The 1,899-nt window shown below is 28.7% G+C and carries 2 protein-coding genes and 1 pseudogene; 2 read left to right on the plus strand and 1 reads right to left on the minus strand.

The genetic code is table 11. The features are described 5' to 3' along the window. Positions 1-100: 100 nt before the first annotated feature. Entirely contained in the window at positions 101-454 is a 354-nt protein-coding gene (locus tag BM227_RS12500) for a hypothetical protein (RefSeq protein ID WP_092914340.1), read from the minus strand. 329 nt (positions 455-783) lie between these two features. On the opposite strand from BM227_RS12500, the gene BM227_RS12505 reads away from it, so the two are divergent. Together BM227_RS12505 and BM227_RS12510 are read left to right on the plus strand one after the other, a co-directional pair. Beyond that, positions 784-1,125 (plus strand): avidin-fold protein, encoded by a 342-nt coding sequence (locus BM227_RS12505; RefSeq protein ID WP_218147964.1) that lies wholly within the window; start codon positions 784-786, stop codon positions 1,123-1,125. 214 nt (positions 1,126-1,339) lie between these two features. Next, a pseudogene (locus tag BM227_RS12510) lies at positions 1,340-1,899 on the plus strand (hypothetical protein); the annotation flags it as partial.

Here is a 1,899-nt window from a genome sequence, read left to right on the forward strand (position 1 = left end):
CTATATTTTTCGAAGGTAGGCTCGAAGAAGCCCTTGAACTATGATATAATCTTAGGAACTATTGGATGTTGACACAAAATTCTGAACGGTCTCTAGATTCTCAACTCAAATTTTCAAATATCTCCTCTTTTGAGATTTTTAGGTTTGTAGTGTTTTTATCCTCTTTATCTAGTGTTTCAAGTAGAGTCATATAGTTTTTTATATCTTCATCTATTTTAGATATCTCTTTTTTTACCGTCTTTCTCATCATGAGAGTGTTCTTACTTGCGTTTGCTCGTAGAAATGCACCATCTACTGCAACCAAATCACCTGTTATAAGTTTTAGGTTTTTAAGAAGTATGCTAAACTCTTTAAATTTGAATTGGCACTTTAAAGGGTAGATTTTGCAATAGCTACTTGATATTTTATAGACATCCAACATCCTTCCATCTCTTTCAAACTGTATGTGAACCATATCATCTCTATATTTCTATTTATCTCCTGTTCTAGCTTTCTACTACTGCTGCACTAACTACATTATCTTCTTCTACTAACTCATCTAAACTTGGAGGAAACATTAGCTATTGTTTACGGTTTAAACCTTGTTTGTATATACCCATAAAACATCTTTATATGGGAATTATTATACTATTTTTATGATTTTAGTATGGTTAATTTTAAAGTCATTTTGGTAGAATATTTTTTAGTATTTGAGATTGAGTTCTTTCACAGTCTCATTGGAGAGAAATATTTGACCCATGGTTCAAATATTTCTCAACTCAGTCGTTATACACAAGGATTATTTTGATTAATTTAGATAAGAAAACATTCAAAGCATTATCCAACTCTGAAAATGGAGAAGTTAATAATGATACAGTTTTTTATTATTCTCAAAAAGAAAATATTATTTCAGCAGATTACAATGGTGGAGAAATCATCAAAGGTAATTTAATTGGAAAACAATTAGAAAATGGTGAATTTGATTTTGTTTATCATCATATTAATAAAGATGGACAGTTAAAAATTGGAAAATGCTTATCAACAGCTATTTTACAAAAAAATGGAAAAATAAAACTGTTTGAAAGATGGCAATGGCTCAGTGACGATATGTCTTCTGGAACATCTGAACTAATTGAAATTGACTAAATGTATAACAAATCGTAGCAACAAAAATATGTCACCCTAGCCGAAAAAAGCTTTTAAAACTAAATAAGTTTATAGAAGTTAAATGAGTACAGATAGAGGTGACATATTTTTGTACTCAGTCGTTAGACTTAGAAGGTAAATTATTGCTTGGTAATTTAGAAAAGCGGGAACACTATTGGCTCTCCTCGACCGTTATCATAAAAAAGGAAATCTAGTGTTCGAGTCAAAATTTTGTAAAGTTGAATATTTAGAAAAATATAATGCTGTATTTTGTCAGTGGAAAAAATTCTGTAAAGCAGATGACTATAGAATTCCTTTTGAGTTTGGGTTAAAATTAATCAAAAACAAAAATGCAACTGCATGGATTACAGATACAACAAATGGATTTGAAAATGAACCAGAAGATAGAAAATGGTTATTAGATAATTTTATTCCAAAAACCATAGATAGTTCTTGTAGTACAATCATCTTTATCATTAAGAATAATAGCCCATTAAAAAATGAAATAGATGAACAAACAAAGGCACTATCTCAATTTTTTAGTGTAAAACAAGTTGAAAACCTAGATATATTAGATTTTAAATTTATGACAAAATTTTTAGAAGAAACTAATATCATAGATTATTCAAATAAAGAAATACAAAAGTTGGCAAAAAGTTTGTCATCAGATTGTAAAAATGATATTGAAATAGCAAAAAAGTGTTTTGAATATGTAAGAGACAATATCCGTCATAGTGGAGATTATAAAGATAATATTACCACTTGTAAGGCAAG

It is taken from the genome of Hydrogenimonas thermophila (assembly GCF_900115615.1).
Taxonomy (GTDB): Bacteria; Campylobacterota; Campylobacteria; order Campylobacterales; family Hydrogenimonadaceae; genus Hydrogenimonas; species Hydrogenimonas thermophila.

Excerpts from the sequence above, each read along its gene's own strand:
- BM227_RS12500 (WP_092914340.1), bottom strand. The coding sequence starts at position 454 with ATGGTTCACATACAGTTTGAAAGAGATGGAAGGATGTTGGATGTCTAT.